26 protein-coding genes and 1 pseudogene are annotated in these 25,292 nt (G+C 68.1%); 15 read left to right on the plus strand and 12 right to left on the minus strand.

Annotated elements, in window-relative coordinates; all coding sequences use genetic code 11:
- The first annotated feature begins 1 nt into the window (after nucleotide 1).
- From ASE58_RS03635 to ASE58_RS03665, 7 genes are all read left to right on the plus strand, one after another.
- A complete protein-coding gene (locus ASE58_RS03635) occupies nucleotides 2-577 on the plus strand; it encodes a NifU family protein (RefSeq protein ID WP_055761487.1) in 576 nt (191 codons plus the stop codon).
- Nucleotides 577-1,167 (plus strand): malonic semialdehyde reductase, encoded by a 591-nt coding sequence (locus tag ASE58_RS03640; protein ID WP_443024632.1) that lies wholly within the window; start codon nucleotides 577-579, stop codon nucleotides 1,165-1,167. The genes ASE58_RS03635 and ASE58_RS03640 overlap by 1 nt, the downstream gene beginning before the upstream one ends.
- A 7-nt stretch (nucleotides 1,168-1,174) precedes the next feature.
- On the plus strand, nucleotides 1,175-1,792 hold the full coding sequence (gene tsaB / locus ASE58_RS03645) for a tRNA (adenosine(37)-N6)-threonylcarbamoyltransferase complex dimerization subunit type 1 TsaB (RefSeq protein ID WP_055817892.1): 618 nt from the start codon (nucleotides 1,175-1,177) through the stop codon (nucleotides 1,790-1,792).
- Nucleotides 1,789-2,271 carry a GNAT family N-acetyltransferase gene (locus tag ASE58_RS03650; protein WP_055817894.1) on the plus strand — a complete coding sequence of 161 codons (483 nt, stop codon included), beginning with the start codon at nucleotides 1,789-1,791 and terminating at the stop codon, nucleotides 2,269-2,271. Before tsaB ends, ASE58_RS03650 begins: the two co-directional genes overlap by 4 nt.
- 91 nt (nucleotides 2,272-2,362) lie before the next feature.
- Entirely contained in the window at nucleotides 2,363-2,776 is a 414-nt protein-coding gene (locus ASE58_RS03655; RefSeq protein ID WP_055759603.1) for a MucR family transcriptional regulator, read from the plus strand.
- Between the two features lie 91 nt (nucleotides 2,777-2,867).
- Nucleotides 2,868-3,290 carry a Fur family transcriptional regulator gene (locus ASE58_RS03660; protein WP_055759600.1) on the plus strand — a complete coding sequence of 141 codons (423 nt, stop codon included), beginning with the start codon at nucleotides 2,868-2,870 and terminating at the stop codon, nucleotides 3,288-3,290.
- Between the two features lie 5 nt (nucleotides 3,291-3,295).
- Nucleotides 3,296-4,030: a lysophospholipid acyltransferase family protein gene (locus ASE58_RS03665; protein WP_055817896.1), complete on the plus strand. Its 735-nt coding sequence runs from the start codon at nucleotides 3,296-3,298 to the stop codon at nucleotides 4,028-4,030.
- On the opposite strand, the gene ASE58_RS17795 is transcribed toward ASE58_RS03665, so the two are convergent.
- From ASE58_RS17795 to ASE58_RS03675, 3 genes are read right to left on the minus strand one after another with little or no spacing between them, the layout of a single operon-like run.
- A complete protein-coding gene (locus ASE58_RS17795; protein ID WP_156347592.1) occupies nucleotides 4,015-4,479 on the minus strand; it encodes a hypothetical protein in 465 nt (154 codons plus the stop codon). The genes ASE58_RS03665 and ASE58_RS17795 overlap by 16 nt on opposite strands.
- A 39-nt stretch (nucleotides 4,480-4,518) precedes the next feature.
- Nucleotides 4,519-5,451: a Gfo/Idh/MocA family protein gene (locus ASE58_RS03670; protein WP_055817897.1), complete on the minus strand. Its 933-nt coding sequence runs from the start codon at nucleotides 5,449-5,451 to the stop codon at nucleotides 4,519-4,521.
- 60 nt (nucleotides 5,452-5,511) lie between these two features.
- On the minus strand, nucleotides 5,512-6,267 hold the full coding sequence (locus ASE58_RS03675) for a competence/damage-inducible protein A (protein WP_055817899.1): 756 nt from the start codon (nucleotides 6,265-6,267) through the stop codon (nucleotides 5,512-5,514).
- Nucleotides 6,268-6,329: 62 nt separating this feature from the next.
- Between ASE58_RS03675 and map the strand changes: the two genes are divergently transcribed.
- The 4 genes from map to ASE58_RS03695 all read left to right on the plus strand — a co-directional run bounded on the left by map (nucleotide 6,330) and on the right by ASE58_RS03695 (nucleotide 10,574).
- Nucleotides 6,330-7,157, plus strand: a complete 828-nt coding sequence (gene map / locus ASE58_RS03680; RefSeq protein WP_055818193.1) for a type I methionyl aminopeptidase — start codon at nucleotides 6,330-6,332, stop codon at nucleotides 7,155-7,157.
- A 306-nt stretch (nucleotides 7,158-7,463) separates the two neighbouring features.
- Nucleotides 7,464-7,802 (plus strand): P-II family nitrogen regulator, encoded by a 339-nt coding sequence (locus tag ASE58_RS03685; RefSeq protein ID WP_055759592.1) that lies wholly within the window; start codon nucleotides 7,464-7,466, stop codon nucleotides 7,800-7,802.
- Nucleotides 7,803-7,892: 90 nt separating this feature from the next.
- Nucleotides 7,893-9,305 carry a type I glutamate--ammonia ligase gene (gene glnA, locus ASE58_RS03690; protein WP_055817901.1) on the plus strand — a complete coding sequence of 471 codons (1,413 nt, stop codon included), beginning with the start codon at nucleotides 7,893-7,895 and terminating at the stop codon, nucleotides 9,303-9,305.
- A 324-nt stretch (nucleotides 9,306-9,629) separates the two neighbouring features.
- Entirely contained in the window at nucleotides 9,630-10,574 is a 945-nt protein-coding gene (locus tag ASE58_RS03695) for a metallophosphoesterase (protein ID WP_162233500.1), read from the plus strand.
- Here the strand turns inward: ASE58_RS03695 and ASE58_RS03700 are convergent.
- From ASE58_RS03700 to ASE58_RS03715, 4 genes and pseudogenes are all read right to left on the minus strand, one after another.
- Nucleotides 10,564-11,988, minus strand: a pseudogene (locus ASE58_RS03700) (short-chain fatty acid transporter). The gene ASE58_RS03695 and the pseudogene ASE58_RS03700 overlap by 11 nt on opposite strands.
- A 28-nt stretch (nucleotides 11,989-12,016) precedes the next feature.
- Nucleotides 12,017-16,174 carry a translocation/assembly module TamB domain-containing protein gene (locus ASE58_RS03705; protein ID WP_235513480.1) on the minus strand — a complete coding sequence of 1,386 codons (4,158 nt, stop codon included), beginning with the start codon at nucleotides 16,172-16,174 and terminating at the stop codon, nucleotides 12,017-12,019.
- Entirely contained in the window at nucleotides 16,171-18,048 is a 1,878-nt protein-coding gene (locus ASE58_RS03710) for an autotransporter assembly complex protein TamA (RefSeq protein WP_235513488.1), read from the minus strand. The genes ASE58_RS03705 and ASE58_RS03710 overlap by 4 nt, the downstream gene beginning before the upstream one ends.
- A gap of 116 nt (nucleotides 18,049-18,164) precedes the next feature.
- Nucleotides 18,165-18,389 carry a hypothetical protein gene (locus ASE58_RS03715; protein ID WP_055817906.1) on the minus strand — a complete coding sequence of 75 codons (225 nt, stop codon included), beginning with the start codon at nucleotides 18,387-18,389 and terminating at the stop codon, nucleotides 18,165-18,167.
- A gap of 205 nt (nucleotides 18,390-18,594) precedes the next feature.
- Here ASE58_RS03715 and ASE58_RS18105 point away from each other — a divergent pair, with 205 nt between their 5' ends.
- Complete coding sequence (locus tag ASE58_RS18105; RefSeq protein ID WP_162233492.1) at nucleotides 18,595-18,735, plus strand: hypothetical protein; 141 nt, start codon at nucleotides 18,595-18,597, stop codon at nucleotides 18,733-18,735.
- A gap of 5 nt (nucleotides 18,736-18,740) precedes the next feature.
- Here the strand turns inward: ASE58_RS18105 and ASE58_RS03720 are convergent, their stop codons facing one another.
- Nucleotides 18,741-19,355: a S24 family peptidase gene (locus ASE58_RS03720; RefSeq protein WP_055817908.1), complete on the minus strand. Its 615-nt coding sequence runs from the start codon at nucleotides 19,353-19,355 to the stop codon at nucleotides 18,741-18,743.
- A gap of 96 nt (nucleotides 19,356-19,451) precedes the next feature.
- Between ASE58_RS03720 and ASE58_RS03725 the strand changes: the two genes are divergently transcribed.
- Both ASE58_RS03725 and ASE58_RS03730 read left to right on the plus strand, forming a co-directional pair.
- Nucleotides 19,452-19,637: a hypothetical protein gene (locus ASE58_RS03725; RefSeq protein WP_055759573.1), complete on the plus strand. Its 186-nt coding sequence runs from the start codon at nucleotides 19,452-19,454 to the stop codon at nucleotides 19,635-19,637.
- On the plus strand, nucleotides 19,634-19,945 hold the full coding sequence (locus ASE58_RS03730; protein ID WP_055817909.1) for a hypothetical protein: 312 nt from the start codon (nucleotides 19,634-19,636) through the stop codon (nucleotides 19,943-19,945). Before ASE58_RS03725 ends, ASE58_RS03730 begins: the two co-directional genes overlap by 4 nt.
- Nucleotides 19,946-19,949: 4 nt before the next feature.
- Here the strand turns inward: ASE58_RS03730 and ASE58_RS03735 are convergent, their stop codons facing one another.
- The 3 genes from ASE58_RS03735 to ASE58_RS03745 are packed head-to-tail and all read right to left on the minus strand — an operon-like array spanning nucleotide 19,950 to nucleotide 23,346.
- Entirely contained in the window at nucleotides 19,950-20,684 is a 735-nt protein-coding gene (locus ASE58_RS03735) for a hypothetical protein (RefSeq protein ID WP_055817911.1), read from the minus strand.
- Nucleotides 20,681-21,922 carry a TIGR04063 family PEP-CTERM/XrtA system glycosyltransferase gene (locus ASE58_RS03740; RefSeq protein WP_055817913.1) on the minus strand — a complete coding sequence of 414 codons (1,242 nt, stop codon included), beginning with the start codon at nucleotides 21,920-21,922 and terminating at the stop codon, nucleotides 20,681-20,683. Before ASE58_RS03740 ends, ASE58_RS03735 begins: the two co-directional genes overlap by 4 nt.
- Nucleotides 21,923-21,978: 56 nt before the next feature.
- The gene (locus ASE58_RS03745; RefSeq protein WP_055818197.1) at nucleotides 21,979-23,346 is read right to left on the minus strand and encodes a helix-turn-helix domain-containing protein; all 1,368 of its coding nucleotides are present in this window, start codon (nucleotides 23,344-23,346) and stop codon (nucleotides 21,979-21,981) included.
- 164 nt (nucleotides 23,347-23,510) lie between these two features.
- On the opposite strand from ASE58_RS03745, the gene ASE58_RS03750 reads away from it, so the two are divergent.
- Complete coding sequence (locus ASE58_RS03750) at nucleotides 23,511-24,293, plus strand: SDR family oxidoreductase (protein ID WP_055817914.1); 783 nt, start codon at nucleotides 23,511-23,513, stop codon at nucleotides 24,291-24,293.
- Between the two features lie 243 nt (nucleotides 24,294-24,536).
- Here ASE58_RS03750 and ASE58_RS03755 read toward each other — a convergent pair whose 3' ends face one another.
- Entirely contained in the window at nucleotides 24,537-25,244 is a 708-nt protein-coding gene (locus tag ASE58_RS03755; RefSeq protein WP_055817916.1) for an SDR family NAD(P)-dependent oxidoreductase, read from the minus strand.
- Between the last annotated feature and the right edge of the window lie 48 nt (nucleotides 25,245-25,292).

A 25,292-nucleotide genomic window follows, 5' to 3' on the forward strand; every position in this document is an offset into this window, starting at 1 on the left:
CATGTTGATCGAAACCGAATCCACGCCCAACCCGGCGACGCTGAAATTCCTGCCCGGACAGGTCGTGATGGACGCGGGCACCCGCGACTTCGCATCGCCCGAGGAGGCCGAAGCCTCGCCACTCGCCACACAGCTGTTCGCGCTGGGCGATGTGGTCGGCGTGTTCTTCGGCCGCGACTTCGTGTCGGTGACCAAGGCACCGGGCAGCGAATGGGCCGATCTGAAGCCCGACGTGCTGGCGCTGCTGCTCGACCATTTCGGCGGGCGGATGCCGCTGTTCCATGCGGCGGGCACCGCCGGCTTCTCGGTCCCGGCCGAGAACACCAGCTTCGTCGACAATCCCGAGGACGCCGATATCGTCGAACAGATCAAGGAACTGATCGAGACGCGCGTGCGCCCGGCGGTGGCGAACGACGGCGGCGATATTGTCTATCGCGGGTTCGACCAGGGCAAGGTGTACCTGCAGCTGCAGGGCGCGTGCTCGGGCTGTCCGTCGTCCAGCGCGACGCTGAAGAACGGTATCGAGCAGCTGCTCAAATATTATGTCCCCGAAGTCACGGAGGTTCGTGCAGTCTGATGGCCAAGCTTGACGACCAGGCGCTGGATACGCTGTTTCGCACCGCGCGCACCTTCAACGGCTATACCGACCAGCCGGTCGACGATGCCACGCTGCACGCGATCTGGGATTTGCTGAAATGGGGGCCGACCAGCGCCAACCAGCTGCCCGCGCGCATCGTGTGGTGCACCTCGACGGAGGCCAAGGAAAAGCTGGCTGCCTGTGCCAGCGGGACCAACCCCGACAAAATCCGCGCCGCGCCGGTGACCGCGATCATCGGCATGGACACCGAATTCCACGAACACCTGCCCGAACTGTTCCCGCATACCGATGCGAAATCATGGTTCGACGGCAATGCCGATCTGCGCCAGGCATCGGCGTTCCGCAATTCGTCGTTGCAGGGTGCGTATCTGATCCTTGCCGCACGTGCGCTGGGCCTCGATACCGGGCCGATGTCAGGCTTCGATGCCGGGGCGGTGGACAAGGCGTTCTTTGCCGACACGCCGTCGGTCCATACCAACTTCATCACGACGCTGGGCTATGGCGATCGGACAAGCCTGCACCCGCGCTCGCCCCGGCCCGATTTCGCCAAGTTCAACCGTATCGCCTGACCCGCCCGTGCGGACGCTGGTCATCGAAACCGCCACTGCCGCCTGCTCGGTCGCGCTGATCGAGGACGGCTTGGTGATCGCCCGCAACCATGTGGTCGTCGGACGCGGCCATGCCGAACGGCTGGTGCCGATGATCGCCGCGCTGCCCGGTGGGGGCCGCGCCGACGCGATCCTCGTTGATTGCGGGCCGGGCAGCTTTACCGGTGTCCGCGTTGGGCTGGCCGCCGCACGCGGCCTCGGCATTGGCTGGGGCGTGCCGGTCCATGGCTATTCCTCGCTGGCGCTGATCGCTGCCGCCGCGCTGGCCGAACAAGCCGGCGACGCGATCGTCGCGGTGCTGGACGGCGGCCATGGTGAAGTCTTCCAGCAGGGGTTCGACGGCGCGCTGATCGCCGATGGCCCGGCGGTGTCGCGCAAGCCCGCGGATGCGGTCGCGGCGCTGGCCGGACGGCGGGTCGTCGGACAGGGGCTGGCACGGCTAAGGACGGTGGACGACCACCTGCCCGCCTGCGACCGCCTGCCCGATGCCGCCGACGCCGTGCTGCTGCCAACCGCGCAGGCCAGCCTGCCCCCCGCCCCGCTCTATGGCCGCGCGCCCGATGCGGTGCCGAGCGTGCGCGCATGACCGACACCCGCGTCGAGATCGCGCTGGCCGACGGCACTGCTGCCGATGTCGGCGCGGTCGACCGGGTGATGCAGGCGGCGTTCGATCCGCGGTTCGGGGAAGCGTGGACGCCCGCCCAGTGCCTGGGGATGCTGTCGCTGCCCGGCGTGTGGCTGACGCTGGCGCGGTGCGGCGATGCGCTGGTCGGCTTCGCGCTAACCCGTGCGGTCGCCGACGATGCCGAACTGCTGCTGATCGCGGTCCTGCCTGACCAGCGCGGCCGCGGGGTCGGGCGCGCCCTGCTGCGCCGCGCGATCGACGATGCCGCCACGCGCGGCGCGGTGCGGCTCTGCCTCGAAATGCGGGCGGGCAACGATGCCACCCGCCTCTATGTCAGCGAAGGCTTCGCCAAATGTGGCGAGCGGCGCGCGTACTATTCCGGGCGCAGCGGCGAACGCTTCGATGCGCACACGTACGTACGGCCCATCCCGCTCCAATAAAGAAAAGATGTTGCTTATATTGTTGCGGTGACCGCCAAGGCAGACGATAGCGACAATCGTCATTGGTAGCGGCGGCGTAACGAGGAATACTATGGAACTGGACGCGGAGCGTGACGGCACGCTGATCGCCTTGACCGCGGATATCGTCGCGGCACATGTCGGCAACAACACGATCGAACTGGCGGAAATCCCGACGCTGATCCGCAGCGTCCATGGCGCGCTGGCAGGGCTGGCCAGCACGGCCGAGGCGCCCGCGCCGCGTGCCGAACCGGCCGTATCGGTTCGCGCCTCGATCAAGCCGGACTATATCGTCTGTCTGGAGGATGGGCGGAAGCTGAAGATGCTGAAACGGCATCTGATGACCCATTACAACCTGACGCCAGAGCAGTATCGCGCCAAGTGGAACCTGCCGGCCGATTATCCGATGGTCGCGCCCAACTATGCCGAACAGCGCCGGACGCTGGCCAAGCAGATCGGCCTGGGGACGCAGCGCCGTACGGCATGAGCCGGGCGGGGCGCGTTTACCGGCTTTCGCTGGCGCGCCCGGCACGCTAGAACGTCGGGGCATTTCACCAAGTCTGGACGTACAGGAATTCATGCCCCGCAAGATCGACCTCGAAGCGCTGTGTCACCAAAAGGGGCTGCGGATCACCGAACAGCGCCGCGTCATCGCGCGCGTCCTGTCCGAAGCCGACGACCATCCCGATGTCGAAAAAGTGTATGAGCGCGCCTCCACGATCGATCCGGGCATTTCGATTGCGACCGTCTATCGCACCGTGCGCCTGTTCGAAGAGGCCGGCATCCTCGACCGCCATGATTTCGGCGACGGCCGCGCCCGCTACGAACCCTCGCCCGAGGCGCATCACGATCACCTGATCGACGTTGAAAGCGGCCGGGTGATCGAATTCGTCGATCCCGAGCTGGAACTGCTCCAGAAACAAATTGCCGAACGCCTGGGCTTCCGCCTGGTCGACCACCGCATGGAACTCTACGGCGTCAGCCTCGACCGCAAGGATTGAGCGACATGACGCTGCCCGCGCGATGGCGATTGATCGCGCGCGCGGGCGGGATGCTGGCGGCGCTACTCGCCTATCTGGTCCTGCATGGTAGCTGGCGGTTGCTGCGCTTGCGATCGCCGTGGCCGCCGCGCTTTCTGGGCCGGATCGCACGGGTCGTGGGCGTTCGGACGACTGTCGTCGGATCGCCGGTGCCCCGCGACGTCCTGTATCTCGCCAACCACCAGAGCTGGATCGATATCCTCGCCATCGCCGGGGCCAGCGGGAGCGCGTTCGTCGCCAAGGGCGAGCTGCGCGATGCGCCGCTGGTCGGGTGGCTCTGTACGCTCAACCACACCCTGTTCGTCGATCGCGGCGACCGGCTGGGCGTCGCGCGGCAGATCGATACCCTGCGACAGGCGCTGCTGGCCGATCATCCGGTGACGGTGTTCCCCGAAGGAACCACCTCCGCGCCGGGCGAGCTGCTGCCGTTCAAGGCCGCGCTGCTGGGCGCGATCGACCCGCCCCCGCCCGGATTGCGGGTGCAGCCGGTGTATTGCGACTATGGCGATGCGCACGAGGTCGCGTGGCTGGGCGACGAACCGGGCACGACCAACGCCGCGCGCGTACTGGCGCGTGCCGGCCGGATCGGGCTGACGATCCACTTCCTCGAACCGTTCGATCCGGCCGGAATGGGGCGGAAAGCCGTGGCGAACCGGGCGCGGGATGCGATCGCGGCGGCGATGGCTCAGGGAAGAACGTAGGCGATTGGCAGTCCATCCCGGCCGGTCGCGGGATGAAATCGTAAAGATCGAAGACGATCGCAGATCGCGTCGGCACTGACGACCGACGGTACCTGGCCGTTTACCGTGCAAGTGCCAACGCGCCCATCGGCGTTCACGATGAAGCGGACGCGGTGCGGCGGTGCTACGGATAGCGTCGACCGCAGCGCCTGCTCCGCTACCTCGCTCGACGGTAGAGCCCGTGGCGGGGTAACGTCACGATCGCCGCGCCACGCGATGCGGGGAGGTATCGGCGTGCTGGAAAGCGGCACGTCGAACAGCTCCACATCTTCCATGCATTTGCAAACGTAATGATAGCGCCAGTCGAACGTCAGCGCGTAGACAAGCCAATTGACCAGCAGGGCAAGGGACAAGCCTGCCACCCGGCGCAATGCCCCCGATGCCGCGAATGAAGACCATGTGTCAGCCATCGACACAAAGTGTGTCATGCCGACCTCACGCTGCCAACCCTACTCGCTGAATTCCCCCACCGTCGTCCGCCGTCCGAGCAGGAACGCATCGTTGACATGGACGAACGGCGACAGGTCGACGTCGCTCTGCCGGTCGCGCAGGCATTCGGCGAAGCGGCGGTAGAGCCGGGCATATTCGGGTTCGTCGCCGACATCGACCGCTACGCCGTTCACCGCCATCTGCGAAGCGCCCATCGACAGCTTCAGGTCGCCGTCATCGGTTTCGACGTCGATGTCCCAGGTCTGCGGCCCGGTCTGGTCGAAGTCGAATTCGACGCGCACCGGCACCCCGGCCGTATCGGTGAAGTCGAGATCGGCGGCAATCGGGGCGTCGCGGTTCGACGGAAACCGCAGCTCGGCCGTGTCCAGCAGCAGCGGGCGTGGCAGGATGCGGGTGATGACCGACAACGCGTTGATGCCCGGATCGAACACGCCGATGCCCGGCTCCCAGATCCAGTCCTGCCCCGGATGCCAGACGCGGACGTCTTCCTTCCAGTTGACCGCGACACGACGGATGTTGCGCTGGGTCAGCCATTGGCGCGCCGGCTCGACCGCCGCGGCCTCCCGCGAATGCCATGTCGCGAACAGCACCCGGCGGGCGCGCTCGGCAGCGCGCGCGAACGCCTGCGCTTCAGACAGGGTAGCCGCCGGCGGCTTTTCGATCATCACGTCGAGGCCGTGGTCGAGCGCCTGTTGGATCAGCGGCAGCCGACCGCGCGGCGGGGTGCAGATCGAAATCGCCTGCACGTCCGGCATCGCCGCCATCATCTCGTCGATCGTTTTGAAGCCCGGCACGCCGTCGGGCGGCGTGTGGCCGGTGACGGCGGCGACAAGCTCGAAATCCGGGCTGGTGGTGATGTGCGGGATATGCTGGTCACGCGCGATCTTGCCGATGCCGGCAAGCGCGATGCGGGTCGGGGAAGCCAACGTCATTCTCTCCTGACGATTATTTGTCCGACTTATCAAGCCGGCCCCGCCCCCGCAAGCGCCGCGTCAGATTCCGTCGGCAACAACCTCGCGCCCGGTGGCGTGCAGCTGTGCGGTCAGGTCGGCAAGGCAGGCGTCAACCAGCGCCGGATCGGTGGCGCGGACGACGAAATTCGCGCCGGTGCGCCCTTCGCGGAAGAACGGGTAGCTGCCGATCGCCACCCCGTCATGCGCGCGCTCGACATCGCGCAGCAGCCCCGCGACCTCGCTCTCGCCGACCCAGCAGCCGATCGTGCCGGAGACGACCGGCAACCCGCCCTCCAGCGTGCCGGTCAGGCTGTCGAGCATCGCCGCTGCGATATGCGGCACGCCGGCCATGATGAACACGTTCCCGATGTGGATGCCCGGCGCGCCCGACATGCGGTTTTCGATCAGCTCGCCACCGTCGGGCACCCGCGCCATGCGCAGCCGCGCGTCGGTCAGCCCGCCGCGCGTCGCGTAATAGTCCTCCAGGATCTGCCGTGCCCGCGGATGGACGATGACGGGAACGCCCAGCGCCGCCGCGATCGAATCGACGGTGATATCGTCATGGGTCGGACCAATACCGCCGGTGGTGAACAGATAGTTGTTGCGCGCACGCAGGATATTCACCGCCTCGACGATCGCGTCCTCGCTATCCGCCACGACGCGCACTTCGGCCAGGCGGATGCCCTGGACGTTCAGCCACGTAGCGAGCTGCGCGATATTCTTGTCCTGCGTCCGGCCGGAGAGGATTTCATCCCCGATGACGAGCAGGGCGGCGGTCCAGATGCGGTCGGTCATGCCTTCGCATAGCGCGGGCACGCGCCCTCGCCTAGCGCCCGATCCTTGCCTATATGGGCGACATGACCGACTATCAGACCGTCACCGCCGATATGCCGCTCGCCCGTACCGGCGCGATCAAGCTGCACGATGCCGCCGGGTTCGAAGGGATGCGCCGTGCCGGCCGCCTCGCCGCGCATATCCTCGACGCGATCACGCCGCATGTCGTGCCCGGCGTTACCACCGCCGAACTCGACACGATCATCTATCGCCTGATGCGCGAAGGCGGCGCGGTGCCCGCGACGCTCGGCTATCGCGGCTATGCCCACTCGACCTGCATCTCGATCAACCATGTCGTATGCCACGGCATCCCGTCCGACCGGACGCTGAAGGACGGCGACATCGCCAATATCGACGTGACCCCGCTGCTGGATGGCTGGCACGGCGACAGCAGCCGCACCTATCTGGTCGGCAATGTCCCGATCAAGGCGCGCAAGCTGGTCGACGTGACCTATGAATGCCTGATGCTCGGCATCGAGCAGGCGAAGCCGGGCAACCGGATGGGCGACGTGGCGCACGCGATCCAGCGCCATGCCGAGGCACATCGCTACGGCGTGGTCCGCGATTTCTGTGGCCATGGCCTGGGCCAGCTGTTCCACGATGCACCCGAAGTGATCCATGCCGGACGGCCGGGCACCGGGCCGGAACTGCGCCCCGGCATGTTCTTCACCATCGAACCGATGATCAACATCGGTCGGCCGGACGTAAAGATGCTCGACGATGGCTGGACGGCGGTGACGCGCGACCGGTCGCTGTCGGCGCAGTTCGAACATTCGATCGGGATCACCGAGGACGGCTGCGAGATTTTCACGCTGAGCCCGAAGGGGTTCACCCGGCCGCCGTACGTTTAAGCTCCTCCCCGATACGGGGAGGGGGACCAGCCGAAGGCTGGTGGAGGGGGCTTTCGGCAAACGCTGAGGTAGCGATGGAGGACACCCCCCTCCACCACCGCTTCGCGGCGGTCCCCCTCCCCGGCACGGGGAGGAATACACTGCCCAAAAAACCGGCACCCTGCCCCTTCCGCGGGCAATATCGACACCCCTGCCCAAATCCCCGATGATCCCGCCACAGGCGAATCGCCAATTGGCACGGTAATTGTTTAATAGGATGCAAACGGCCCGTCCGGGTCGTCACGTCCGAGGGGATCGGCAGGGCGCATGAAGAAGATCGAAGCCATCATCAAGCCGTTCAAGCTGGATGAGGTCAAGGAAGCGCTGCACGAAGTCGGCGTGAGCGGCATCACCGTGACCGAAGCCAAGGGCTTCGGCCGGCAGAAGGGCCATACCGAACTGTATCGCGGCGCGGAATATGTCGTCGACTTCCTGCCGAAGGTGAAGCTGGAAGTGGTGGTCGAGGATGGCCTTGCCGAACGCGTCGTGGAAGCGATCGCGGCGGCGGCGCAGACCGGCCGCATCGGTGACGGAAAGATTTTCGTCATTCCGGTCGAGACCGCCTTGCGCATCCGCACGGGTGAGCGCAACGACGACGCGATCTGACGCAGCGCAGCATTATTTCGAATCACGGGGCGTTCCGGGGCGATTGATTGCGCCGGATCGCGGGGTTTAATCCAGAAAGGGCAGTTTCCGATGGCTACTACCGCCAGCACCATCCTGAAGCGGATCAAGGAAGAAGAGATCGAGTGGATCGATCTGCGCTTCACCGATCCCAAGGGCAAGTGGCAGCACCTGACCATGGTCGCGTCGATCCTGACCGATGACGAGCTGACCGACGGCCTGATGTTCGACGGTTCGTCGATCGAAGGCTGGAAGGCGATCAACGAGTCCGACATGGTGCTGAAGCCCGATCTGGATGCGGTGTACACCGACCCGTTCTCGGCCACCCCGATGCTGGTCATCTTCTGCGACGTTGTGGAACCGTCGACCGGCGAACTCTATGCCCGCGATCCGCGTTCGACCGCGAAGCGCGCCGAGGCGTATCTGAAGACCACCGGCATCGGCGACACCGTGTATGTCGGCCCGGAAGCCGAATTCTTCATGTTCGACGACGTGCGGTTCGAAAACAGCTATTCGACCAGCTACTACAAGATCGACGACATCGAACTGCCGGGCAATTCGGGTCGCGAATATGAAGCCGGCAACATGGGCCACCGCCCGCGTGCCAAGGGCGGCTACTTCCCCGTCGCGCCGGTCGACAGCGCCGTCGACATCCGTGGCGAAATGGTCACCACGATGCTCGAAATGGGCCTGCCCTGCGACAAGCATCACCACGAAGTCGCCGCCGCACAGCACGAGCTGGGCCTGACGTTCGGCACGCTGACCACGACCGCCGATCGCATGCAGATCTACAAGTATGTCGTGCACCAGGTCGCGCATGCATATGGCAAGACCGCTACGTTCATGCCGAAGCCGATCAAGGAAGATAACGGCTCGGGCATGCACACCCACTTCTCGATCTGGAACGGCGGCAACCCGCTGTTCGCCGGCGACGGCTATGCCGGCCTGTCGGACATGTGCCTGTATTTCATCGGCGGCATCATCAAGCATGCCAAGTCGGTGAACGCCTTCACCAACCCGACGACCAACAGCTACAAGCGGCTGGTTCCGGGCTATGAAGCGCCGGTGCTGCTCGCCTATTCGGCGCGCAACCGCTCGGCATCGTGCCGCATCCCGTACGGCACGGGTCCGAAGTCGAAGCGCGTCGAAGTCCGCTTCCCCGACGCGATGGCCAATCCCTATCTCGCCTATGCGGCGCTGATGATGGCCGGCCTCGACGGCATCCAGAACAAGATCCATCCGGGCGAAGCGATGGACAAGAACCTGTACGACCTGCCGCCGGCAGAGCTTGCCCAGGTCCCGACCGTCTGCGGTTCGCTCCGCGAAGCGCTCGACAGCCTCGAAGCCGATCACGACTATCTGCTGAAGGGCGACGTGTTCTCGAAGGACCAGATCGAGGCCTATGTCGAGATCAAGCGTGGCGAAGTGGCGCGGTGGGAAATGACCCCGAGCCCGGTCGAGTATGATATGTACTACAGCGCGTAAGACGCGGCGACGACCGCGCCGGTGCGTCCAGCGGACGCATCCGCGCTGTCGGCCGGCCTTGCCAACCGGCGAGGACCGACGACGTGGCTTCGCCACGTCGCGCTTGAGTTGAGAGAAAGGCGTCGGGCGCAGATCCCGGCGCCTTTTCTTTTTCGAACACTCAGCCGTCCCGTTTCCTACCGGCCGAAGAAGAAGCGGGACCCCGGATCAAGTCCGGGGTGACGGTGCGAGCGAGGATAACCTACCCTCCCCGCACCCCCGCCACACAAACGTCACATCCCCATGGTCAACGCACCCGACCACCCGCCACAGGAATCGCCGCCCATGACCGTCCGCCTCGACCGCCGCACGCTGCTCAGCGGTTTCGCCATCGGTGCCGCCAGCCTGACCGTCGCCCCGGCCGAGGCCCGCACGACCAGGGGCTGCACCTTTGCCGTGCTGGGCGACTGGGGCCGCGACACGCCCGAACAGCATCATGTCGCCGCCGCGATGGGCCGCGCGGCGGCGGAAGCGGGCAGCGATTTCGTGCTGGCAATCGGCGACAATTTCTACAGCGACGGCGTGACCTCCACCGACGACCCGCTATGGCAGTCGGTGTTCGAGGGCGTGTACACCCACCCCGCGTTGCAGGTGCCGTGGTACGCGCTGCTCGGCAATCACGACTATCGTGGCAATCCGCAGGCGCAGCTCGACTATAGCGCGCGCAGCAAGCGCTGGCGGATGCCGGCACGCTATTATCAGGTCGCCGATGCGTCGCTGGCGCGGGCGGATACCGAGCTGTTCGCGATCGATACCTCGCCCTTTGTGGAGCGATATCGCGAGAATGACGGCATGATCGGCAGCAACACCCGGTCGCAGGATACGAAGCAACAGCTGGCGTGGCTCGACCATGCGCTGTCGCAGTCGCGCGCCAAGTGGAAGCTGGTCACCGGCCATCACCCGATCCGCTCGGGCGGCAGCGGCCATGGCGACCAGCCGGAGATCATCGCGCAGGTCCTGCCGATCCTGAACCGGCATGGCGTCCAGGCCTATATCGCGGGCCACGACCACGACCTGCAGCATATCCGCCGTGATCGCATCGACATGATCCAGTGCGGCGGAGGCATGGAGGCACGGCCGGTCAAGCCGGTCGAGGGCACCCGCTTCTGCCGCGCTGCCGCCGGGTTCGGCATGGTCAGGATCGCCGGCGACCTGTTGTCGTTCGACCTGCGCGACGAACGCGGGGCCAGCCTTTACAACGCGTCGGTGCCGGTGCGCGTCACGGCATGACCGGCGGGATATAGGGCAGCGTAAACGCCAGCGCCCACAGCAGGAGCAGCACCAGCGGCAGGTGGACGATCAGCTGGAGGAAGCTGAACCCGACGATATCGCGCGCCTTCAGCCCGAGGATGCCGAGGAGCGGCAGCATCCAAAAAGGGTTGATGAGGTTCGGCAGCGCTTCGGACGCGTTGTAGATCTGTACCGCCCAGCCGAGATGGACGTGCAGGTCGTTCGCCGCCTGCATCACATACGGTGCCTCCAGCAGCCATTTGCCCCCGCCCGAGGGTATGAAGAAGCCGAGGATCGCCGATTAGACCCCCATGGTCAGCGGAAACGTCTCGGTGGTGTTCAGCGAGACGAAGGCATGGGCGATGACGTCGGAGAGGGTCGATCCATCGGCGCTCTTCGCGGTGGTCATCATAGCGGCGATGGCGGCGTAGAACGGATATTGGATCAGGATGCCGGCGGTCGCGGGGACCGACCGGGCGAGCGCATTCAGGAAGCGCTTGGGCCGCCAGTGCAGCACCAGCCCCGCCATCAGGAACAGGAAGTTGTAGGTGTTGAGGTTGGAGATCGCGACCATCCACGGCTGGCGCGCAAACTCCTGCACCAGCCAGCCCGCCGCCAGTAGTCCGATCAGCACGGTGAGCAACGGCGCATGTTCCAGCCACTCGCCGGGCTGGGTGCGGGGCGGCAGCGCGTCGTCCTCGCGCGCCGGGTCGATACCCATGTCCTGCGCCGTCACCGCGCTGTCGCGGCCGGGGGCCGATGCGATGGCGATCACCGTCGATACCATAATCAGGATCGCGGCGATTAGCATCGATTGCCACAGGAAGATCGTCTGGCTGAACGGGATGACGCCGGTTATCGGCAGCAGGCCGGGCGGCAGGCTGGCCGGGTTTGCCTGTAGCTGCGCCGACGAAGAGGACAGCCCCATCGCCCAGGTCGCGCCAAGGCCGAGATACGCCGCCGCCCCGCCCGCCCGGTAGTCCATCCTGAGTTCAGTGCGCCGCGCCAGCGCACGGGTCAGCAGCCCGCCAAAGATCAGGCTCAATCCCCAGCTGAGCAGCGAGGACAGCATCGTCGCGATGGCGATCAGGCCGATCGCGCCGCGCCCGCTCTTGGGGATCAGTGCCAGCCGGTCGATCAGCCGCTGCATCGGCGCCGAGGTCGCGACGACGTAGCCGCCGATGGTCACGAACGCCATTTGCATCGTGAACGGGATCAGTGTCCAGAAACCGTCGCCGAAGCTCTTCGTCACCGCCGCAACCGGCGCGCCGTTGGCGAGCACCGCGACCGCGACGACCACGACGGCCAGCGCCACGAAGACGAAGGCATCGGGGAACCAGCGTTCGGCCCAGTCGGTGAAGCGCAGCGCGATGCGGGCAAGGCGTCCATCAGCGGCGGGGGCGACAGCGGGCATTGGCGTCTCCGGTCGTTCGGCTTGCGGTTCAGTAATCGCGCGAGATGCGGACGTTGGTGCTCTGGCGACCGATGGTGGAGATCGACGCGAGCAGCGACAGCCAGCGCGTAACCTGGAACTCGATCCGGGTGGCGCTATAGCCCTGTCCGTCGGTCACGATCTCCGCATAGAATCGCCGCGTCAGATATTTGCCGGCGGCAACCGAGGTGCCCTGCCCCGTCTGCGGATCGGCGGGCAGGATGCGCAGCCGGTCGAGCCCGGCGGCACGGCGGACGGCATTGATCGGGTTCAGCACGCCCTCGCCATTCTGCAGCGCGGCGACGGCGGCGGCCAGCTGCAATGCTTCGGGCGCGGACAGGTTGGTGATCGACGTGCCGAACAACAGGCGGGACAGCAGTTCGTCCTCGGGCAGTGCCGGCACGCTCTGGAAACTGATTTCGGGCCGGGTCGCGGTGCCGGCGACGCGGATAGTCGCGTTCAGCCCCTGCGTATCGGCATTGGCGGCGATATCGAGCGCGGGGTCGGCCGGGCTTTCGCCGTTGAAGCGCAGCGCGCCGCGATCGACGCGGAACTCGCGCCCGGCAAATTCATAATCGCCGCGCACCAGATCGGCGCGGCCGTTGATGATCGGGCTGGTCGGCTCCCCGGTGATGGCGAGGTCGGCGGACCATTCGCTGTTGAGGCCGAGGCCGGTGACGATCAGCCCGCCGGGCGCGCGGGCGCGCAGGTCGAGCTTCCACGGCACCACCGCCGCGCTGGCTTCGTCGTCGCCGTCGGGGCGGTTGATCTCGCGGATGTTGAGGCGCGGGATCGGGGCGGTGGCGGTCGCACGGCCAAGGCGATAGCGGCTGCCATCCATCCGCACCTCGCCGGAAATGGTGCCCCCCGCCCCGTCGCTGCGCACGCGGATCGGGCCGGTGACAGTTGCGCCGATCGAGTCGGTGTTGATGAGCCGCGCGCGGTCGGCGTTGAGCGACAGGTCGATGCCGAAGCCGCGCACGGCGGCGAATTCGAACGCGCCGGTGCCGGTCACCCGCCCCTGCCGACCGTCGTTCGCCGCGAACCGATCGATCACCAGCCGCGACCCGTCGAAACGCCCCTGCGCCTCCACGCCGGTCAGCACGGTGCCGGTGATCGCGCTTTCGATGCGCGCACCGCTGGAGCGCACGACACCGCGGATGCGCGGGTCGGCAAGACGGCCCGTGACGTCGGCGCCGACCGAGACCGGGCCGGACAGGTCGAACAGCTCGATCCCGGTCAGCCGCCACAGCGTATCGGCCGGGCCGCCATAGCGCAGCTGCGCAAACAAGGGCGCGTTGTTCAGCCGGGTGGCAAGATCGCCTTCCCCCAGCGGAGAGAGACGCGCCTGCGCCCGGCCGATCGTCTTGCCGCCGCTCGCCATCACCGCGCGCACCCCGGCGCGGTTCGCATCCAGCACCGCCGCCACGCCGACATCGATCGGGGTCGACGACACCACCAGCCCGGAACGGCTGAGACCGCGAATGGTCAAGTCGACCCGCCCGCTGGGAGTATTCCCCCGCGTGGCATAGGCGATCTTACCCGACGCGCTGCCGCTCAGGCCCAGCCCCGGATAGCCGATGTCGAGCACGGCAAGCGGCATCCGCGTGACATCGAGCGCCAGTTCCGTAGTGTCCGCCCCCACCGCGCCGCCGACCGTCGCGGTGCCGCCGGCAAAGCTGAACTGCGTTGGTGCCAGTCGCCAGCCATCGCCCTCGCGCCGGATCACCGCCGGGGTTTCGAGCTTCAGCGGCCGGCGGTCGAGCGTACCCTCCGCGCTGATGCGATATTCGTCGGCGGTGACCTGCGTCACGCTCTGGATCGAAAAGGCGCGGCCGCGCGATCCAGCGATCGCGGCGCGCACTTCGCCGACGCCGTCGACCAGCTTCGCACTGCCCGCCAGCCGCGCGATCGACAGCTTGCCCCGGCGGAACCCCTGCGCGGTCATCGTCGCGTCGAGGGTCGTGCCACCGCCCGCCAGCACGATTCCGGCCTCCAGCCGGGCACGCCGCACCGATCCCGCCGTGCCCAGTTTCGCCCGCGTGGCATCCAGCGCGATATCGATCCGCTGGTCGCTACCCTGCGGGCGGAAGTCGATCGTCCCGGCAAACCCGCCGCCATCGACGTTCAGCCGACCGAAAAAGCCATTCTCGACAATATCGATCCCGCCGGTCGCACGGGTCCCGCTGACCTCCAGTTCGTCGACCGCGATCCGCGCCGTGCCGCCGGTCGGCAACAGGATGCGGCCATTGGCGGTGAACGGCCCGAGACGCGAACCGCCCTGCGCGCGATAGGCGAACCCCTCCGCCGTCGGGTCGAGATGCGCGACCACGTTGGCAAGGCCCAGCGTGGCGTTCGGCGATGCGAAGCGCAGGTCGAGCGTCGGCTTGGAGATATTGCCGTCGAGCACCAGCTGCACCGGGCCATAGGTCGCCTGTCGCCCGCTTCCTTCGAAATGGAAGGTGCCGTCGCGGCGGCGATAGCCGTTGCCGCTGAGCGTCAGGCCGGGCGAGGTGAGCCGCAGTCCGCGCAGGTACAGGATGCCGTCCTTGCCGCGTTCCAGCCCGGTTTCGATGCGGGGCAGTCCCTGCGTCAGCGAGCGGAAGAAGCCGTTGTCGAGCCGGCGGACCTGCGCCATGCCCCGTCCGACGATCCGCGTGCCGCCGCCCGGAATGGGAACGGCGGTCAGCTTCGTCTGGACATCGACCAGCCCGAGGCCGGGGATCAGATAGCGTTGCAGTGCGCCGCTGATCCCGACCTCATAGCGGCCAGTGGTCAGGTCGAGCGTCAGCATGATCCGGCCGTTGAGTTTGTCCGACCGTACGATCAAGTCGTTGCCGACCAGCGTCTTCGCACCGACCGCCAGCTTGCCGGTCACCGACAGGTTGCGCAGGATGCCGCCCGCCACATCGCCGACGCCGGTGACCCGCGCCGCCGCCAGCCGGATCGGCACGATCACCGGCGCCTTCGAAAACCGCCCCTGTCCGGCGGCGACCACCTGTTCGAACCCGGTCTGGTCGAACGCCAGCCGATTGGCGCGCAGGCGGTAATCGAAGCGTGCGGTCGAAAACTCCCCGTCGAGGATCGTGCGGAGTTCGATATCGCGCCCGGTCATGTTGGGGAACATCGCCGCCGGGCGCAGCAGCCGTGCGCGCAGGCGCAGGTCGCGAAACGCACTGGTGCCAAGGTCGACGATGCCGTCCGCCTCCAGCGCAAGCGCGGCACTGCGCAGCGCAAGCACGCCGTCGATCCGGCGATCGGCGAAGGTCGCGCTGCCGCGCACGCGAACCTGGGGGGCGGTCAGCCGCTGGAGCTTGCCCTGCAGCAGCGTCGACGGCGCAAGCGTACCGCCCAGCGTATAGCGCCCCGCGCGCACGCCCAGCGTCAGGTCGATGATCCGCGCACGACCGGCGTCGGCAACCGCGCGCCCGTCCCATGCCGACCAGCGCCCGTCGCCTGACACCTCCACCGACAAAGGCCGGCGAATACCGCTGGCGGTGGCGAGCAGACCGTCGCCCGCCCCCCGCGCCCGCAGGTCGATATCGAAGCGGTCGCGATCCGGTTCGGCATCGATGCGCAGCCGCAGCCGGTCGCTGGCGGCGATATCGAGCGCGAGGTCGACCAGCGCCCGGCCGGATCGGACATCCGCCTGTCCGGACAGCTTGCCCGTGCGCGCGGTGCCGGTCACACCCTTGGCCAGCTCCAGCCGCTCGACGCTCAGCCGGCCGATACGAATGTCGAAGCTCGGCAGGATCGGGGTCTTGCGCCCGGTCGGCGTCGGTTGCGGCAGCTTGGCAAGGATCGCGCGCGGGATGGTCAGGCTGTTGATCGACAGCCGGTTCGACACGAATTCCCATGGCCGCCAGTCGAGTTCGGCGAGCGGTGCGCGCAGCACCAGCCCCTTCGCGTCATAGATACGCACGTCGATCAGCCGCGCACGGGTGTAGATCGACCCGTCGATCCGCCCGATGCGATAGCGCATGCCGTTGGCGGGCTTCATCGTCGCGATACGGTTGGCGATCAGCCGGTGGCCCGGCCCGGTATCGATCACCACCAGCGCACCGACGATCAGAACGATGATGGCGAGAACCAGTTGCGCCAGCCGCCGGCCCCAGCCGATGCGGCGCTTCACCACCACCGGCGGCGTTTCGACCGGTTCGTCGTTCAAAACGCCTGCCCCAGCGAGACATAGACGGCGATGCGGGGATCGCCCTTTTGCGGGTTGATCGGCGTACCGACATCGACCCGGATCGGCCCGAAATTGCTGTAATAGCGCACGCCGATCCCCGCGCCGTAGCGCAGCCCCGAAAATTTCGGCATCGTCGAGGTATAGATGTTGCCGGCATCGAGGAACGGCACGACGCCGAAATTGCCGAACGCCTTGACCCGCGCCTCCAGCGAAAATTCGGCTAGGCTGCGCCCGCCGATCGGATCGTTGTTCGGGTCGCGCGGGCCGATATCCTGGAATCCGTAGCCGCGCACCGACGCGCCGCCGCCGGCATAGAAGCGCCGCGACGGCGCCACTGCATCGCGCGGCGCGCCGAGGATCGATCCGATGCGGGTCCGCGCCGCCAGCACGACCTGCGACGTGACCGGGCGGTAGACGCTCGCATCGACCTGTGCGCGGGTATAGCCGAACAGGTCGCCGCGCAGCGACAATTCGGGGCTGATCCGTCCGCCCAGCCGGAACCCCTTGGTCGGGTTCAGCAGGTCGTCCGACCCGTCATAGTTCAGGCTGCTGGGCAGCGCGCCGATGAAATAGGTGCGGCGGCGCGGCTCCCCCGTGGCGACGATCACGTCGCGTTCGTCGGTCGCGACCAGTTCGCCGCCCAGCGCCCAGGTCCACGTCTTTTGAAAGAAGATGTTGGTCTGCCGCTCCAGCCCGGCGGACAGCGAGACGGTGTTCGCCTCGAACGCGTTGCGGACGAGGTGGGTCGCGGCGACCTGTGCGGTCAGCACCCGGTCGCGGCCATGGAAATTGTTGCGACGGAAGGTGACCGCCGCCACCTGTTCCAAGGTACCGAGAACGCCCCGCAGGGTGAGTGCGCCTTCGGGCGGGAACAGGTTGCGGTGGGTCCAGCTCGCCTCGACCCGCGCGCCTTCACCGGTGCCGTACCCGATTTCGCCGGCGATGGTGCGCGGCGGCGCCGGCTCCATCGCAAGGTCGAGGTCGACGGTGCCGGGCGCCTGTCCCTCGACCGGGGTCAGGCGGACCTGCGATACCAGGCTGGTTTGCACGATCGCGCGGCGCAGGTCGTCGACCATGGCGGAATCATAGGTCTCGCCCGGCTTGAACCGGGCGATATCCTGCGCATGGTCGCCGTCGAACACCCGGTTGGGACGTGCCACGATCCGGCCGAAGCGCCGCTCGCCGCCCGGCTGCACATCGACCTCGATCGTCGCGGTGCGGGTGGCGTGGTCGACGGTGATCTGCGGCTCGCCGACCTTGGCAAAGGGAAAGCCCTCGCGCCCGATCGTCGTTTCCAGCTTGCCCTGTGCCGCGACCACCGTGTCGCCCTGTACCGGCGCCTCGGGCTTCAGGCCGAATGCCGTGCTGAGGTCGGTTGCCTTGTCCCCTGCTGCGGCGATGCCTGGCGTGCGGACCTGGGCGAAGCGATAGAGCTGGCCCGGCTCCACTTCCAGATAGACGATCAGCCGATCGCCCTCCGGGCGGACGCTGGTGGTGATGCGCGCGTCGAAATAGCCTTCGTTGCGCAGCAGGTCGTCGAGCAGGCGGGCATCCTCACGCGCGCGACGGTCGATCTGCGCGGCGTTCGACGGTTCGCCTTCCTTGGCGCGCAGGGTCGACAATTCGTTGAACCGCTGTCGAAACAGGTCGTTGTTGATCCCGTCGATGCCGGTGATCCGGTAATTGTAGCGGAATTCCCCGCCGGCACGCTGCGGCCCGGTGGTCAGCGTCGGATCGGTCGGCGCGGTCGCAAGGTCGGGCCACGCGACGCCGATGTCGGGCAGGTCGGCCAGCGGCGCGGTGGGATCGAGCGGCGTTTCCTGCGCGGCCGGCGGCGTCTGCGCGCGCGCCATCGGACCCGCGAAAGCAAGCCATCCGGCGCTCAACAGCACGGCAAACCGGCAGCTCGACATGGGATCGTCCTAGCGCGGCACGGCCACGGACGCCAAGCGCAAACCCGCCGGAATCGTCAGTGAATCGTACCCCAGGCGCCCGGCTGCTCCAGCAGCGTGACAAGCCGTGCGACCTGACGCCAGCGGCAGAACTGCACCACATTGTCACGGTCGCGCGCCAGGTTCGCGCGCGCGGTCGCTTCCTCGGCCGCTACCGGGCCATACTCCGCCATCAGATAATGCGCCCGCGCCAGATCGGAGAGGTCGGCGATGTAAGGCGACAGCATGGCGGTATCGAGCATGGCATTCCGTGGTTCATGGATCGTGCCGGAACCGAACCGACCGCCTCTCGCGCGGCCTTCGATCGTTAACGCCTGCGACGCAATCCCGCATCGACACATCCCGCCGTCCCGATGCGACACAGGCGGGACGACAGTGGCGCACCGCCGCCGACTATGGCAAGCGACATCAATGAACAGACCACCCCATACGCCGAAAGCCGGCGGGATGCCGATCGCGTTGGGCGTGATGGGCGGCGCGATCGTCGGCGCGGTATTCGGCGAGGCCACGATGGGCCTGCTGATCGGGCTGGCGCTGGGCATCGGCATCGCCGTCCTGATCTGGCGCACGGACCAGCCGCGCCGCTGACCGCGCTATAGCGCGCGCGACAGCCAGACGACGCGGCCGACGATATCGGGCGTGCCGTCGATGGCGATCGGCGGATAGGCCGGATTGTCGCTGACCAGTTCGCCCCCGCCTGGCACCCGCGCCAGCCGCTTTACCAGCAATACCCCGTCATGGCGCACGACATGGATCGCGCCCGACACCCCGCGCCGGTCCCCGCCATCGACCAGGATAGTGTCGCCATCAGCCAGCGTCGGCAGCATCGAGTCGCCCGCGACCGCGATCACCGATGCCTGCCCCGGCCGTACCCGCAGCTGGCGCAGCAGCGCGCCGTCGATCCGCATCGCGCCGTCGCCGCGATCGTCGTCGACCAGCCCGCCCGGCCCGGCCGATGCCCGCGCGTCGATCCGCGGTACCGCGACCAGCTCGCGCGCGACCGGCCCGCCCAGTGCCGCCTCCGTCACGCCCAGGTAGCGCGCCAGCGTCGCCCGGTCGCCTTCCGACAGCCGCCGGGGGGAACCGCGTTCGATATATTGCTGCATATAGGCCGGGTTGCGCCCCAGCAGACGCGACAGTTCCGACAGACTCGCCCCCCGCTCCGCCGCCAGACGAGCGATCACCACGCGCACATCGTCCAGTTCCATCGCCGTCCTCCCTTTAGGAATTTTCCTAGACATGTTGGATTTCAAGGAACAGATCAAGAACATTCTTGAGTCGAAGGAGTAGGCGGGAGGGTATGGATGCACAGCATTTTGCAGCGGATCAGTCGGCATCTGCAGGAAACGGGGACGCCCGAAACGCTGTTCGGTCGGCGGGCGGCGGGCGACCCGCGCCTGGTGGGCGACCTGCGCAACGGGCGGCAACCGCGCGCACCGCTGATCGCCCGGATCGAGGCCTATATCGCCGGCCAGGAACGATCGGAATGAGCCGGGGGCCGGACGCCGCCACCCTGCTGGAACGGCGCCTGCGCATTGCGGCCGAGGCGGCGGGGGTGTCGATCGCGATCACCGCATCGGACTGGACCGGCTGGGCCAGCGCGACGTTCAACGGCGCGCGGCACCGGCTGACGCTCAGCAGCGGCGATGCCGGGTTCGCCGCGTGGCTGGCCGAATTGCCCGAGGCCGACCTGCCGCTGCGCGGGCATCTGGTCGCCGACCTGATCTTCACGGGCGGGGCGACGCTGCCCGATCGCCATGACGCGACGATCGAGGTGCTGACAGTCGAGGAACGCTGACGCCTTATTCGCCCCCGGCCATGCGGCGCAGCGCGCCAAGTGCGGAGGCGAGGCCGGCATTGCCCGTTTCCGGCCCGGCCGAAACCGGGCGATCACCGCGCCGACGCTGCAACCCCCGGTCGAGCCGGTCGATCAGGTCGGACAGCTCCGGCGTCGGCGTCGGCGACGGCTCGACCGGGGGCGACGACGGGACGGGCTCGGGTTCAGCTTCGGGTTCGGCGTCAACCGGCGGCGGACGGAAGAGCGGGCGTACCGCAGGGGGCGGCGCTGCCGGAACCATCGGCAGCGCCTCCGGATCGAACATCGCCATGGGCGTATTCAGGTCGCGGGGCAGTTCCAGCTCCGCTTCGGTGGCCGCGACCGGATCGAGGAACGGCATGCCGAGGTCGCGCGCGGCACGAACCGGTGGGCGCGGCGGGGCGTCAGGATGGGCATCGGCGCGGCGGACGCTGGGCGGCGCTTCCTCGACCACCTCGTCGGCGGCGGGCAGCGCGACCGGACGACGGACGGCGAGCAGGGTCAGCGCAATCCATACCGGCACCGCGACCGCCAGCGCCGCGACCAGCATCAACGCTGCGCGCGCGGTCCAGCCGAGCGGCGGCGCGGCGATCGGCAGCAGCGCGGGCAGGCCGGTGTCCGACACGACCGTCTCGATCCGCCACATCGGCACGACGGCGATGGCGATGGCCACGAGCAGCCCGGAGGTCCCGGCGACCAGCGAGGGTAGCGAGCGGTTCATGCGTCCACCATCGTCGCGTCACCCATCACCGCGCCGGGCCGTGCGGCGCCGATCAACCGCTGATAGACCGGCTGATAGCGCGCGACGTTCGATGCCCAGTTGCGCTCCGCCTCGACAAAGGCGCGGCCCCGGTCGCGCATCGCTTCCCAGCCCGACCGGTCGGCCAGCAATGCGGCGACGCGGGTGGCGAGTGCGGCGGGGTCGTCGGGCGGGAACAGCGTGCCGGTATCGCCGTCGCGGATCAGTTCGCGGTGACCACCGACATCGGATGCTGCGACCAGCCGCCGCTGCGCCATCGCCTCCAGGGGTTTCAGCGGCGTGACCAGATCGGTCAGCCGCATCGCCTTGCGCGGATAGACCAGCAGGTCGACCAGTCCATAATAGCGCTCGACTTCGTGATGCGGCACGCGGCCGATGAAGTGGATTGCGTGGGCGACGCTGGACGCCGCCGCCTGGGCGCGCAGCGCGCCTTCCATCGGGCCGCCACCGACCAGCAGCAGCCGGACGTTCGGCCGTGCCGCGACCAGCGCGGGCATGGCGGCGATCAGCGTGTCGAGGCCCTCATAATCATAGAAGCTGCCGATGAAGCCCAGCACTTCCCTGCCCGCCAGCCCCAGTTCGGCGGCGAGCGCGGTGTCGGGCGGCGGCGGATCGCCGAACAGGGTCAGGTCGACGCCGTTGGGCGATACCATGATCTTCGCCGGATCGATCCCGCGCGCCACCAGGTCGCGGCGCAACCCTTCACAGATGACGGCGACGCCATCGGCGCGGCGCACCGCCCAGGTCTCCAGCGCGCGAGTCGCGCGGTAGCGGACCGAGCCTTCGGTGCCGGTCCCGTTACCGACCGCCGCGTCTTCCCAGAAGGCGCGGATTTCATAGACCAGCGGCAGCCCACGCCGCCGGGCGACGCGCAGCGCAGCGAGCGCGTCCAGCACCGGCGAATGGGCATGCAGGATGTCGGGCCGGAATTCGTCCACCACCCGGTCGATCGTGGCAGAAAATGCCTGGATTTCCGCCAGTTCCCCCAAGGGTGCCGGCAGGGCGCGGGGCGGCACGGTGCGGTGGAAATCGATGCCGTCGACGGTTTCCCGCGCGGCCTGCGTCACCCCCTGCCTGGCCCCGGTGACCGCCGCGACCTGCCACCCGCGCGCCATCTGCGCGGTGAGGATCGCCCGCGTACGGAACGTGTAGCCGCTGTGGAGCGGCAGGCCGTGGTCGAGGATATGAAGGACTCGCATGCCAACGTCCTGCCACGACAGGGTTAAGGGAGACGTAACGCCAGCATAGCGTGGGCTCAATCGCCGGCAAAGGCGAAGGGGGTCAGCCCGCCGTCGCGGTCGTCCAGCCGCATGGCGCGGGCATGCGGCGGGGCCGAACGCTGCGGACAGTCGCCGCGGGTGCAGGCGCGGCACCCCGGCCCCACCGGCATCCCGCGCGCCGACAGGTCCAGCCCGCGGGCCGCCGCCAGCCCGCCGGCCTGATCGGCGGCGATGCCCAGCATCACGACGAAGCGCGCCCGCACCTCCCCGGCCAGCGCGCCGGGCGGGGTGACGGTACGCGACAACGTGAGCCAGCGCCCGCCCTCCTCCGGCTCGACCAGTTGCAGCACCGTCTCCCCGCCACGCGCAAACGCGTCGAATGCGCCTAGCAGCGGACAGGGTGCCCCCTCGACCAGCGGCGACTGGCTGGCCCCGGCAAAGCGCTTCGACACCTGCCCCGCGCGGTCGAGCCGGAGCAGGCAGAAGGACAGCCCGCGCGCGCCGACGCGGTGCAGCGTGGTAAGCCGATGGGCGACATGTTCGAACCCCGCGCCGAACCGGCGGCCGAGCAGCGCCAGGTCATAGCCCGTCGCCTCGCATGCGCGCAGGAACCGGGCATAGGGCATCATCACCGCGGCGGCGAAATAGCCGTGCAGGTGGCGGCGCAGCCATTGTTCGGCGGTCCGGTCGGACAGGCCCGCGCCGCGCACCACCGCATCGACCTCCGCCCGCGCCTCCGCATGGCCCAATGCCCGGGCGAGCGCGAAGCTGCGCGAGGCGGGGTCGAGCCGTTCGGACAGCTGCAGCTGGCGCGCATGCAGGTCAGTACGGTGCAGCCGGTCGGGCATCACCTCCACCGGCAGCAGCCGCACCGACAGGTGATGCCGCACCCGCAGCCGGTCGGCCATCGCCGCCGCCGGATCGCCGCCGGCAAGGCGCAGCTCGTCGGCCAGCGCCTCCGCCTGTGCATCGAGGTCGGGGAAATGGTTGCGCCAGCGTTCGATGGTGGCGCGCGCCTCGGCTGCGGGATCGGCGGTGATCGGCGCCCCCGCCCCGCCACTGCCCAGCCGGTCGAAGGCACGGGCGAAGGCCTCCGCCCCGCCCGGCGCGGCGGACAGCCACTCGGCGATATCGGCGCGGTCGAGGCTCAGGTCGGCGAACATCGGGTCGGCCAGCCGGCGGCGCAGCGCCTCCGCACCGCCGCCCGGTTCGCTTGCCGCCAGCGTGCGCGGGTCGAAGCCGTAGCGTTCGGCCAGCGCCACCAGCAACGTCGCGGTCAGCGGTCGCTGGTTGCGTTCGATGAGGTTCAGATAGCTGGCGGAGATGCCCAGCGCCTCGGCCATCGCCGCCTGGGTCAGCGCCTGCCCCCGGCGCAGGCGGCGGACGGTGTGGCCGGCGAACATCTTGCTTTCCACAGGTACTGCCCCGCCGTTTCGATTGTAAAGAGATTACAGAAACGGGCGATCAGGACAAGGTCGGCGGAATGACCCTTTTTTGCAGGTCCGGTATCGGATATCCATCCCGCAACGATGCCGTTTCGAACATCGGGTTTGCAGGAGACGATGCAATGGACACCAACAGCCTGTTCCGGCTCGACGGGCGCACCGCGCTGATTACCGGCGGATCGCGCGGGATCGGGCGGATGATCGCCGCCGGCTTCGTCGCACAGGGGGCGCGAGTGTTTGTGTCGGCGCGCAAGGCCGATGCCTGCATCGCCACGGCCGAAGAGATCGGCGCGACCGCGCTGCCGCAGGACGTGTCGAGTGTGGAGGGATGCCGCGCGCTGGCGGATCGGCTGGCCAGCCATACCGACCGGCTCGACATCCTCGTCAACAATGCCGGCGCGGCATGGGGACAGGCGTTCGAGGAGTTCCCCGAAAGCGGATGGGACAAGGTGATGGACCTGAACGTGAAGTCGCCATTCTTCCTGACGCAGGCGCTACACCCGATGCTGAAGGCGGCGGCATCGCGCGCACGGCCGGCAAAGGTCATCAACATCACCTCGATCGACGGACAGCGTGTCAATCCGTGGGAAACCTACAGCTATCAGGCGTCGAAGGCGGCGCTGATCCACCTGACGCGGCGGATGGCGGCGCGGCTGGTGACGGACGCGATCCACGTCACCTCGATCGCGCCCGGCGCCTTTGCCAGCGAGATGAACAAGGCCGCGCGCGACCATGGCGACGGCGTGGCGAAGCGGATTCCGGCCGGGCGGATCGGCGTGGACGAGGACATGGCGGCAGCGGCGATCTATCTCGCCGCGCGCGCCGGGGACTATGTGGTAGGGGAAACGATCACCGTCGATGGCGGGCTGGTCAACGCGTCGCTGGGCGGATCGATCGACGGTTGAGCCGTCAAAGTTCACAAAGTTCACACTCGTGCGCGTTTTGCGCAGACGGCTGCGTCACACCGGACTTGATCCGGTGTGACGGTGGTGGGCGGTGGAACATCGCGCCCTGAACCGTCGCCAAAGTTCACGAAGTTCACACTCGCGCGCAACCGGCGTAGCAGGAAAAACCGCGCAAGGGGCGGGGTTGGCGGACAATGCGAAAGAGCAACATCGACCCTGCCAGCCCCGACCCGTGTAGGAAAGTCAGGGGGCGATCTCCGCCCCGTCCCAGGCGAAGATGCGGCCGCTCTGCTCCGGGGTCAGGCCGTCGAGCACCGCCAGCATCCGTTCGGCGCTATAGGCCGGGGTGAACAGCTTTTCCGCCGGCACGCCGCGCTGGAACGGCTTGCTCAACCCCGTGTCGACCGTGCCGGGATGGAGCGCGACGCACACCGCCTGGCGGTGGCTGCGCGCGAGTTCGATCGCGGCGGTGCGGACGATCTGGTTGAGGGCCGCTTTCGACGCGCGATAGCCGTACCAGCCGCCCAGCCGGTTGTCGGAAATGCTGCCGACCCGCGCCGAGATGCAGGCGATGGCGGACGGCGCATCCTTTGCCAGCAACGGCGCGAAATGCTTCAGCGCCAGCGCCGGGCCGATGGTGTTGATCGCGAACAGATGCGCGAGCCGTTCGGCGTCGAGATCGGCCAAGCGCCGTTCGGGACCGCCGGTGGCGTCATGCAGGACACCGGTCGCGACGATGACGCGGGTGAGCGGCGCGTCGATGCGGGCGGCGGCAGCCTCGATCGAAGCGGGGTCGGCGAGGTCGACGGGCAGGTAGTCGACACCGGGTGGCAGTGTGTCAGGCGCGCGGCGCGCGGCGGCGATGACGCGGGTGTATCGGCCGCTTGATGCCAGCGCCGCGACCAGCGCCGCGCCGATGCCTCCGTTCGCACCGATGATGATAATGCCCATAACCAATCCTTTATCGCTCTTTGTCAGAGCCGATGGCGAGCCCGTTCG

The sequence above is a fragment of the Sphingomonas sp. Leaf9 genome, from assembly GCF_001421355.1.
GTDB lineage: Bacteria > Pseudomonadota > Alphaproteobacteria > Sphingomonadales > Sphingomonadaceae > Sphingomonas.

Excerpts from the sequence above, each read along its gene's own strand:
- ASE58_RS03715 (WP_055817906.1), bottom strand. The coding sequence starts at position 18,389 with ATGCTCGATACCGCCATGCTGTCGCCTTACATCGCCGACCTCTCCGAT.
- ASE58_RS17795 (WP_156347592.1), bottom strand. The coding sequence starts at position 4,479 with ATGGCTGACACATGGTCTTCATTCGCGGCATCGGGGGCATTGCGCCGG.
- ASE58_RS03685 (WP_055759592.1), top strand. The coding sequence starts at position 7,464 with ATGAAGAAGATCGAAGCCATCATCAAGCCGTTCAAGCTGGATGAGGTC.
- map (WP_055818193.1), top strand. The coding sequence starts at position 6,330 with ATGACCGACTATCAGACCGTCACCGCCGATATGCCGCTCGCCCGTACC.
- ASE58_RS03635 (WP_055761487.1), top strand. The coding sequence starts at position 2 with ATGTTGATCGAAACCGAATCCACGCCCAACCCGGCGACGCTGAAATTC.
- ASE58_RS18105 (WP_162233492.1), top strand. The coding sequence starts at position 18,595 with ATGCCGATCGCGTTGGGCGTGATGGGCGGCGCGATCGTCGGCGCGGTA.
- ASE58_RS03750 (WP_055817914.1), top strand. The coding sequence starts at position 23,511 with ATGGACACCAACAGCCTGTTCCGGCTCGACGGGCGCACCGCGCTGATT.
- ASE58_RS03710 (WP_235513488.1), bottom strand. The coding sequence starts at position 18,048 with ATGGCGCGCGCGCAGACGCCGCCGGCCGCGCAGGAAACGCCGCTCGAT.
- ASE58_RS03695 (WP_162233500.1), top strand. The coding sequence starts at position 9,630 with ATGACCGTCCGCCTCGACCGCCGCACGCTGCTCAGCGGTTTCGCCATC.
- ASE58_RS03740 (WP_055817913.1), bottom strand. The coding sequence starts at position 21,922 with ATGCGAGTCCTTCATATCCTCGACCACGGCCTGCCGCTCCACAGCGGC.
- ASE58_RS03650 (WP_055817894.1), top strand. The coding sequence starts at position 1,789 with ATGACCGACACCCGCGTCGAGATCGCGCTGGCCGACGGCACTGCTGCC.
- ASE58_RS03655 (WP_055759603.1), top strand. The coding sequence starts at position 2,363 with ATGGAACTGGACGCGGAGCGTGACGGCACGCTGATCGCCTTGACCGCG.
- glnA (WP_055817901.1), top strand. The coding sequence starts at position 7,893 with ATGGCTACTACCGCCAGCACCATCCTGAAGCGGATCAAGGAAGAAGAG.
- ASE58_RS03735 (WP_055817911.1), bottom strand. The coding sequence starts at position 20,684 with ATGAACCGCTCGCTACCCTCGCTGGTCGCCGGGACCTCCGGGCTGCTC.
- ASE58_RS03755 (WP_055817916.1), bottom strand. The coding sequence starts at position 25,244 with ATGGGCATTATCATCATCGGTGCGAACGGAGGCATCGGCGCGGCGCTG.
- ASE58_RS03725 (WP_055759573.1), top strand. The coding sequence starts at position 19,452 with ATGCACAGCATTTTGCAGCGGATCAGTCGGCATCTGCAGGAAACGGGG.
- ASE58_RS03660 (WP_055759600.1), top strand. The coding sequence starts at position 2,868 with ATGCCCCGCAAGATCGACCTCGAAGCGCTGTGTCACCAAAAGGGGCTG.
- ASE58_RS03730 (WP_055817909.1), top strand. The coding sequence starts at position 19,634 with ATGAGCCGGGGGCCGGACGCCGCCACCCTGCTGGAACGGCGCCTGCGC.
- ASE58_RS03670 (WP_055817897.1), bottom strand. The coding sequence starts at position 5,451 with ATGACGTTGGCTTCCCCGACCCGCATCGCGCTTGCCGGCATCGGCAAG.
- ASE58_RS03675 (WP_055817899.1), bottom strand. The coding sequence starts at position 6,267 with ATGACCGACCGCATCTGGACCGCCGCCCTGCTCGTCATCGGGGATGAA.
- ASE58_RS03640 (WP_443024632.1), top strand. The coding sequence starts at position 577 with ATGGCCAAGCTTGACGACCAGGCGCTGGATACGCTGTTTCGCACCGCG.
- ASE58_RS03665 (WP_055817896.1), top strand. The coding sequence starts at position 3,296 with ATGACGCTGCCCGCGCGATGGCGATTGATCGCGCGCGCGGGCGGGATG.
- ASE58_RS03720 (WP_055817908.1), bottom strand. The coding sequence starts at position 19,355 with ATGGAACTGGACGATGTGCGCGTGGTGATCGCTCGTCTGGCGGCGGAG.
- ASE58_RS03745 (WP_055818197.1), bottom strand. The coding sequence starts at position 23,346 with ATGTTCGCCGGCCACACCGTCCGCCGCCTGCGCCGGGGGCAGGCGCTG.